We start from the raw sequence: 7474 nt of genomic DNA, 5'->3' as shown, positions 1-7474 counted from the left end.
GAGAATTCGGCTCGCCACGTGCCCGGGGAGGCCGGCTGCCGGATCCAGTCCAGCTGGACCCGCCCGCCGAGCACACCCGCGACCGCCCATTCGACCAGCCGGCGCGCGTCCCGCAGCCGCTGCTCGTACGTCGCGCCCACCCCGAGGAGCAGCAGCCCCGCCAGGGCCGGCGGCAGCCAGCGCGGCAGCGCACCCACCACCTGCGCGATGTACGGCGCCAGCTCGTGCAGCCCCACCAGCGCCAGTGCCGCACCGCCCAGCACCAGCGGCGCCTGGAGCCGCAACCGCGCCCCCGCCAGCGTGACCGCGAGCGCCCCCAGCCCCAGCAGCAGCGGCCGCTCCCACTCCGCGTCGCCCCACGCCGCGACCAGGCTCGGCACCAGCGTCGCGGCCAGCCCCGGCCCGTACGCCGTCCACGACGACGCCTCCGGGTCGCGCCGCCTGCGCAGCACGCCCACCACCAGCGCCGGCACGGTCACCGGCAGCGTGTACGCCTCCGGCGCCGCCACCCCCGAGGCGGCCAGCCGCACCCACGCCGCCGCCACGAACAGCGCCGCGGCCGCGTACCCCGCGGCAGGACGCCGCTCCGGGCGCAGCGCCGTCGCCGCCGCCAGCACACCGCACAGCGCCAGCACGAGCGCCAGGTGCGCCGGGCGGGCGGCCGCGAGGCCCACCGCCACGAGCGACGCGCCCGCACCGGTCAGCTCGACCGGCAGCGCCACCGGGTGGAGCCGCAGCCGGGCACCCACAGCGACGGTCGCGGCGGGCACCGCGAGCAACGCGAGCGCCGTGCCGCGCGCCTGCAGCCCGGCGAGGCCGGCGCCCGCGCCCACGCACCCCGTCGCGGCCACGACCGCCACGCACGCCGCCACCGCCCGTACGGTCACGCCCTGCGCCACCGCCGCCAGCGCTGCGCCCGCGAACAGCGCGGCCAGCACCCCCGGCACCACCACCGAGGCCACCGGCCCCGTACTCGCCGCCCACGCGGCCACCGCGGCCGACGCCAGCCCGCACGCGAGCGCCACGGCCGCCAGAACACCACCGGGAGCGACCGCCCGGCCCTCCCGCGGCAGCCGCCGCGCCCACACCTCCGGACGGGCCACCAGGGCCAGCAACGCCGCCGTCAGCACCAGCCGCGCCGTCAGGGACGCCGCGTACGGAAGCCGCACCGCCTCCGGGAGGGACAGCGCCGCCGCCGACCCCACGATCAGCGCACCCGCCCCGGCAGCCGCCCGCCGAGGCACCATGAGCGCCGCAGCCACCGCCACCAGCACCACCGGCGTCGTCCACGGCGCCCCATGGCCCGGCCGCACCACAGCCACCACCAGCGGCGCCGCCGCCCACGCCACCGACAGGCCCTGGACCACGCCCGACGCGCCGAGCAGCCCCAGCCGCACACCGCCGGGCACCCGCCCGGCCCAGACCGCCGCCGCCACGGCCACCGCGCACAGCAGATACCCCGGCACCGCCCACCCCGCCGGCAGCGCCCCGCGCAGCAGCCCGCCCGCACCGGCCACCGCCGCCAGGCCCGCCACCACGGCGCACACCACCGCCACGTCCTCCCGGAGCGCGGCCGTGCGCCACGCCACGTACAGCGCCAGGCCCGACGCCGCCAGCAGCAGCACCGCCGCCCCGGCGCCACCCGTCACCACCGACAGCCGGACACCCGTCAGCACCACCCAGGCGCCCGCGACGCACGCCCCGGCACACGCCACCCCGCGCACCAGCATCGACGGCCGCGCCCACAGCGCCAGCACCACGTCCAACCCGGCCGTCACCAGCATCGCCCACGCCACCGACACGGCACCCGCGTCCGCCGCCAGCGCCCCCAGCGGCAGCGGCAGTTGCGCCGCCGCCACCGCCGCGGGCAACGGCAGCCGCAGCCGCCCGGCCCCCGAGCCGTAACCCGCCCACACCACCGCCAGCACGCCCGAGGCGACCGCCGCGTACCCCAGCCCGTCCGCGCCCGGCAGCGCCACCCGGTGCAGCGCGTACGCGTCCAGCACCATCAGCACCAGACCCAGCGCCGCCACCGACTCGGCTGTCGACGCCAGCCCCCGCCGCAGCAGCGCCACCGGCGCCGCCAGCGCCACGGCCGTCACGACACCGAGCACGGCGGCACGACCACCGATCCCCAAGTGGCCCCAGCTGACCAGCGTGAAGGCGACGGCGGCCACCGCCAGCAGCACGCCGCCCAGCATCAGCAGCACGTTCTGCGCGCTCCGGGGCGTGGTTTCCCGGGGCGCGACGGCCGCGGTGGACGGGGCGGGCGGGTACAGCACGCTCAGCAGCCATGCCCGGCGCGCCAGCAACTGCGCGCGCCGCGCATCCAGTCGAGCCAGCTCACGGTCGAGGAGCACCAGCTCCTGCGCGGGCGGCAGAATGTTGTCCATACGGCGGAGTGTGGCGCCCGTCACGGGGCCCCGGCATCGGCGCTCGTACTCAGATGCGCGTGAGTACGCCCGGCCCACGAGGTCGAGCGTTAACGGGTTTGAAGGAAACGCACCCGGACCTGTATGGTTCAGTGCGTTCCCGGGCGATTAGCTCAGTGGGAGAGCGCTTCGTTCACACCGAAGAGGTCACTGGTTCGAACCCAGTATCGCCCACCACCGGGAAGCCGGTCCGTCACCGTACGGACCGGCTTTTTCGTATCCCGTGAGAGCGGTACTACGCGGCCGCCGCCGGCACCTCCGGGCGCAGGGGCCATGCCGGATCCACCGCCTCCTGCGTCCCGTTGCGCGCGAACCACGCCTGCAGCCCGCGCGCCTGCGCCGCGTGCCACACCGCCTGCAGCGCGTGCAGCTCCGCCGGCGACAGCCGCTCCAGGCGCGCCGCGAACCGCCGCCCCAGCGCCCGTACCACCTCCAGCGCCGCCGTCGCGTCCGCCGCCGCGTCGTGCGCCCCCTCCAGCGCGACCTCGTACTCGGCACACAGGTCCGACAGCGTGCGCCGGCCCTTGCGGTACCGGTCCAGATGCTTGTCCAGCACCCTCGGATCCAGCACGCACAGCGGCACGTTCTCCAGGTAGCGCCCGAACGACGAGGCCCGATGGCGACGCAGCTCCCGGTCCAGCAGCGTCAGATCGAACGGCGCGTTCATCACCACCAGCGGCCGCCCCGCCGCACAGTGATCCGCCAGCGCCCGGCCTATCTCCTCCATCACCGGAGCCGGCCAGCGCCCGTTGCGCCGCAGGTGATCGTCCGTCAGGCCGTGCACCTCGGTCGCCTCGGGCGGCACCGGTATCCCCGGATTCACCAGCCACCGTGTGGCCCGGACCCGCCCGCCCGCCGTGTCCTGAACGACGACGGCGGCCGACACGATCCGGTCCCGCTCGACGTCAACTCCCGTGGTTTCCGTGTCGAATGCGGCCAGGGGCCCCTCGTACCAGAGCGTCATACCCCGAACTCCTCGCGCGTGCCCGGCAGATGGCGTCATGCGATCTGCCCGGAACGGTGATACCCGCGCCGTTTGCACCGTACGCAACACGGTGACAACACAGGTGAGGGGTTGTCGAACTGACGCCCCGTCGTCGCCTGGAAGGCATGAAGAGCCATGGCGCTCGCGCAGCCCGAACACGGGGGGCTGCTTCCCCAGCAGATCGCACCGCTGCGGGGCGCACTCGCCACCACCGCCTGCATGGAGACCCTCCAAGTGGGCTACCTCCACGCGGTCGCGGCCGCCGCCGGCTGCTCGCTCTCCCAGCCCTTTCCCGACAACGGCATCGACTGGCACGTCAGCCACAGCGCCCCCGGGCACGTGGTCGACGACGAAGTCACCATCAAGGTGCAGCTCAAGGCCACGTACCAGATCCCACCGCACCCGCCGGGGCCGACGTTCTCCTTCACCCTCGACAACGAACACCTGGTGAAGCTCGCCCGCACCCCCGTCGCCGTGCACAAGATCCTGGTCGTGATGATCGTCCCCAGGGTCCGGGAGGAGTGGCTGCGCGCCGGCCACGACGGCCTCGACCTGCGGCACTGCTGCTACTGGACCAACCTCGCGGGCCACCCGGTCACCGGCAGGCGCCGCACCACCGTGCGCATCCCCACCACACGGATCTTCGACGACCGGGCACTCTGCGAGATCATGACCCGGGTCGGGGCGGGAGGAAGACCCTGATGCACCGGCCGACCGATGAGCCCATGCGGCCCCATCCCCACCCTGTGACCGGGGCCCCGGCCCCGGCGTCCCCGTGGACGGGCGCGGCCCCCGCCGCCAGCCCCGGAGCCACCGGCCCCGCCCTCGACCCCGCCCGTGTCGACCCTCTCGTCCTCGGCGCGCTGCTCGGCCGGCACGGCTGGCGGCGCCGCGGCGGCGCGACCGGGCACTACAGCCGCTGGACCCCGCCCGGGCCCGGCACCACGCCCATCAGCCTCCTCGTCCCCGAAAGCCGCGCCTTCCCGGACTGCGACGACCTCCTCGGCGAAGCCCTCACCGCGCTCGCCCGCTGCCCCGCGCCCTCCGCCCGCGAGGTGCTCGTCGGCCTCACCGTGCCCAGCGACGAGATCCGCTGGTGGCGCGACACACCCCCGGGCCCCTCCGCCACCGCCACCTGGACCGCCCAGGATCAGCTCCGCTCCGCCGCCCGCCAGATCCTCCTCGCCGGAGCCCTCGCCGTACGCGGCCGCGCCCGCTACCACGGCGCACGCCACCGCAGGCAGGCCCAGGCCCTCCTGAACGGCGTCCTCGTGGCGGCGGCCCCCGGCGGACGCGGCCTCACCGCCTTCGTCCCCGTCGAACCCGGCCGGGCGGTCACCGCACGGCTCTACCACGCCCTGTACGCCACCCGCGAGGCCGTCGACTACCAGCGGGCCACCGGACGGCACGACGCCTTCGACGCCGCCGTCGAGGCCGGCGCCAGCCGCGAGCTCACCGAGGCCCTCATCGCGTTCGTACGCGGCGCCGAAGGCGCCGCGATCGCCCTCGCCTGGGCCCCCGCAGCCGGAGCGCCCGAAGGGTGCGCGCCCCGCCCCGAACCGGTCGAGTTCTCCCCGGGCGACCTGCCCGCCCTGCGCGAGGCCGGCGCCCGCTACCTCCAGGACGAGCCCTCCGTCCCCGTCCGCCTCACCGGAGCCGTCGTACGCCTGCGCCGCTCGGGACCGCGCGGACCGGGCACCGTACGGCTCCGGGTGCTGGCCGGGGCGGAGGTGCCGCACGTACGGGTGGCGCTGGACGAGGACGCGTACCGCACGGCGGGCTACGCCCACCTGCACGGCCTGCCCCTCCGCGTCACCGGGCGCCTGGAGAGCCGGGGCGGCTTCCGGCGGCTCACCGACGCCTCCGAGGTCGTACCCGTCCAGGTCGACGAGGCGGAACGGGACCGGCTGATGAAGTCCCTCCAGGAGAACCTGGGCTTCTTCGGCGAGGCGGACGGGCCGGGGGACTGAGGGGGAAACCGTTTCGCGGGGCGCGTCCGTCGCTCGGTACCATTCGGTACGGCGCGCGCGATACGAATGCGGCGCTTCCCCTTCAGGTAGGAGAGACCGGTGTCAGACGTCCGTGTGATCATCCAACGCGATTCCGAGCGGGAAGAGCGCGTGGTGACGACGGGCACTACCGCCGCCGACCTCTTCTCCGGCGAGCGCACCATCGTCGCGGCGCGCGTCGCGGGCGAGCTCAAGGACCTCGCGTACGAGGTCCGGGACGGCGAGACCGTCGAGCCGGTCGAGATCTCCTCCGAGGACGGCCTCAACATCCTGCGCCACTCCACCGCGCACGTCATGGCGCAGGCCGTGCAGGAGCTCTTCCCCGAGGCGAAGCTGGGCATCGGCCCGCCGGTGAAGGACGGCTTCTACTACGACTTCGACGTCGAGCGTCCCTTCACCCCCGATGACCTGAAGGCCATCGAGAAGAAAATGCAGGAGATCCAGAAGCGCGGGCAGAAGTTCGCGCGCAGGGTCGTCACCGACGAGGCCGCCCGCGAGGAGCTGGCGAACGAGCCGTACAAGCTCGAGCTCATCGGCATCAAGGGCTCCGCCTCCAGCGACGACGGCGCGGACGTCGAGGTCGGCGCCGGTGAGCTGACCATCTACGACAACCTGGACGCCAAGACCGGCGAGCTGTGCTGGAAGGACCTCTGCCGGGGCCCGCACCTGCCCAGCACCCGCAACATCCCGGCGTTCAAGCTGATGCGCAACGCCGCTGCGTACTGGCGCGGCAGCGAGAAGAATCCGATGCTCCAGCGCATCTACGGCACCGCGTGGCCGTCCAAGGACGAGCTGAAGGCGTACCTGGACTTCCTCGCAGAGGCGGAGAAGCGCGACCACCGCAAGCTCGGCAGCGAACTGGACCTCTTCTCCATCCCCGACGAGATCGGCTCCGGCCTCGCGGTCTTCCACCCCAAGGGCGGCATCATCCGCCGGGCCATGGAGGACTACTCGAGGAAGAGGCACGAGGAGGCGGGGTACGAGTTCGTCTACACCCCGCACGCCACCAAGGGCAAGCTGTTCGAGAAGTCGGGTCACCTGGACTGGTACGCCGAGGGCATGTACCCGCCCATGCAGCTCGACGAGGGCGTGGACTACTACCTCAAGCCCATGAACTGCCCGATGCACAACCTGATCTTCGACGCGCGGGGCCGGTCCTACCGCGAGCTGCCGCTGCGCATGTTCGAGTTCGGGACGGTGTACCGGTACGAGAAGTCCGGCGTGGTGCACGGCCTGACCCGGGCCCGTGGCTTCACCCAGGACGACGCGCACATCTACTGCACCAAGGAACAGATGGCGGACGAGCTCGACTCGCTGCTGACCTTCGTGCTGAACCTGCTGCGGGACTACGGTCTGAACGACTTCTACCTCGAGCTGTCCACCAAGGACCCGGAGAAGTTCGTCGGCTCCGACGAGGTCTGGGAAGAGGCCACGGAGGTGCTGCGCAAGGCGGCCGAAAAGCAGGGCCTGCCTCTGACCCCCGACCCGGGCGGCGCGGCCTTCTACGGGCCGAAGATCTCCGTCCAGGCCAAGGACGCCATCGGTCGTACGTGGCAGATGTCGACCATCCAGGTCGACTTCAACCTGCCGGAGCGGTTCAACCTGGAGTACACGGCGGCCGACGGCTCCAAGCAGCGGCCGGTCATGATCCACCGGGCGCTCTTCGGCTCGATCGAGCGGTTCTTCGCGGTGCTGCTGGAGCACTACGCGGGCGCCTTCCCGGCCTGGCTGGCTCCGGTCCAGGCGGTCGGCATCCCGGTCGGCGACGCGCACGTCCCGTACCTCCAGGAGTTCGCCGCCGAGGCGAAGAAGAAGGGCCTGCGGGTCGAGGTGGACGCGTCCTCGGACCGGATGCAGAAGAAGATCCGCAACGCGCAGCGCAGCAAGGTTCCGTTCATGATCATCGTCGGCGACGATGACATGGCGGCGGGCACGGTCTCCTTCCGCTACCGGGACGGTTCGCAGGAGAACGGGATTCCCCGTGTCCAGGCGATCGCGAAGATCGTTGACGTGGTGGAGCGCCGCGTCCAGGTCTGACCCTGAGGTGC

The 7474-nt window shown here is 73.6% G+C and carries 5 protein-coding genes and 1 tRNA gene; 4 read left to right on the top strand and 2 right to left on the bottom strand.

Annotation, left to right across the window (positions count from 1 at the left end; translation table 11 throughout):
- A partial coding sequence (locus ABZX67_RS28125) for a DUF3145 family protein (RefSeq protein ID WP_355365659.1) occupies positions 1–152 on the bottom strand: 152 nt, incomplete at its 3' end.
- Positions 153–2534: 2382 nt separating this feature from the next.
- Here ABZX67_RS28125 and ABZX67_RS28120 point away from each other — a divergent pair.
- Positions 2535–2609, top strand: a tRNA-Val gene (locus ABZX67_RS28120).
- A gap of 58 nt (positions 2610–2667) precedes the next feature.
- Here the strand turns inward: ABZX67_RS28120 and ABZX67_RS28115 are convergent.
- Positions 2668–3396, bottom strand: a complete 729-nt coding sequence (locus tag ABZX67_RS28115; RefSeq protein WP_355365650.1) for a 3'-5' exonuclease — start codon at positions 3394–3396, stop codon at positions 2668–2670.
- A gap of 156 nt (positions 3397–3552) precedes the next feature.
- Between ABZX67_RS28115 and ABZX67_RS28110 the strand changes: the two genes are divergently transcribed.
- The 3 genes from ABZX67_RS28110 (at position 3553) to thrS (ending at position 7463) form a co-directional block, all read left to right on the top strand.
- On the top strand, positions 3553–4119 hold the full coding sequence (locus ABZX67_RS28110; protein WP_355365647.1) for a DUF4365 domain-containing protein: 567 nt from the start codon (positions 3553–3555) through the stop codon (positions 4117–4119).
- Positions 4116–5387 carry a hypothetical protein gene (locus tag ABZX67_RS28105; protein ID WP_355365656.1) on the top strand — a complete coding sequence of 424 codons (1272 nt, stop codon included), beginning with the start codon at positions 4116–4118 and terminating at the stop codon, positions 5385–5387. The genes ABZX67_RS28110 and ABZX67_RS28105 overlap by 4 nt, the downstream gene beginning before the upstream one ends.
- A gap of 99 nt (positions 5388–5486) precedes the next feature.
- A complete protein-coding gene (thrS, locus tag ABZX67_RS28100) occupies positions 5487–7463 on the top strand; it encodes a threonine--tRNA ligase (RefSeq protein WP_355365644.1) in 1977 nt (658 codons plus the stop codon).
- Positions 7464–7474: the final 11 nt, after the last annotated feature.

The sequence above is a fragment of the Streptomyces sp. NPDC003036 genome, from assembly GCF_040611175.1.
Taxonomy (GTDB): domain Bacteria; phylum Actinomycetota; class Actinomycetes; order Streptomycetales; family Streptomycetaceae; genus Streptomyces.
The sequence above is the reverse complement of the archived record's forward strand: the minus strand, read 5'-3'. Positions and strand labels throughout refer to the sequence as shown.

What these genes read in the sequence shown, in the direction of transcription:
- ABZX67_RS28115 (WP_355365650.1), bottom strand. Translation starts at nt 3,396, where the DNA reads ATGACGCTCTGGTACGAGGGGCCCCTGGCCGCATTCGACACGGAAACC.
- ABZX67_RS28110 (WP_355365647.1), top strand. Translation starts at nt 3,553, where the DNA reads ATGGCGCTCGCGCAGCCCGAACACGGGGGGCTGCTTCCCCAGCAGATC.